Genomic DNA, 827 nt, shown 5'->3' with positions numbered 1-827 from the left:
AAGCTGAGCTTAGAAGATGTTCTAACCATGGTGCAAAAAACGCATTCAGGAATGAGCAGCGATGAGTTCACTTCTATTGTACAGGCTTGGATAAGTACGGCTAAGCACCCCGTAACGGGCCGCCCATACACCGACATGGTGTATCAACCAATGTTAGAACTGTTGGATTATCTTGATAGCAATGGCTTTAAAAACTTCATTGTGTCTGGTGGTGGCAATGCCTTTATGCGAGCTTGGGCGACGGATGTCTACAACATCCCATCCGAGCGTATCATTGGTACTCGTCTATCTACAGAGTTCGTTAATGTTGATGGTAGTTACCAAGTTAAGCGCGTACCGGGCATTGAAGTGAATAACGACAAAGCGGAAAAACCACAGCAAATTTATCAGCACATTGGTAAGCGCCCAATAGCTTCGTTTGGCAACTCAGATGGTGACCTACAAATGCTGCAATGGACGACGTCAGGTACTGGTCCTCGTTTAGCAATGTACGTTCATCACACGGATGACCAACGTGAGTGGAAATATGACCGCACCTCTAGCATTGGTAAGCTAGATAAAGGATTGGATGAAGCGAAAGCGAAAGGTTGGTTAATCGCTGATATGAAAAACGATTGGAAGCAAGTGTATCCGACCAAGTAAGATTTCAAATCTGACTGATATAAAAAGGGGTTAACCACTGGTTAACCCCTTTGTTGTGTCCGAAGAACGGACCACTGCTTTTTCTTATTTTTAAGGAAAGAAACTTAGGTCGAAGGCTGTTCTACCGTGTCTGTTGCGGTAGTTTCAGTCATTGGTGCTTGACCCGTTTTACGTTTGTATTTCTC

1 protein-coding gene is annotated in these 827 nt (G+C 44.3%); it reads left to right on the top strand.

All coding sequences use genetic code 11. The features are described 5' to 3' along the window. Window positions 1-642 (top strand): HAD family hydrolase (locus R8N47_RS24455; protein WP_318186009.1); only part of this gene is annotated, 642 nt, incomplete at its 5' end. Window positions 643-827: the final 185 nt, after the last annotated feature.

The sequence above is a fragment of the Vibrio sp. 2132-1 genome, assembly GCF_033344315.1.
The sequence above is the reverse complement of the archived record's forward strand: the minus strand, read 5'-3'. Positions and strand labels throughout refer to the sequence as shown.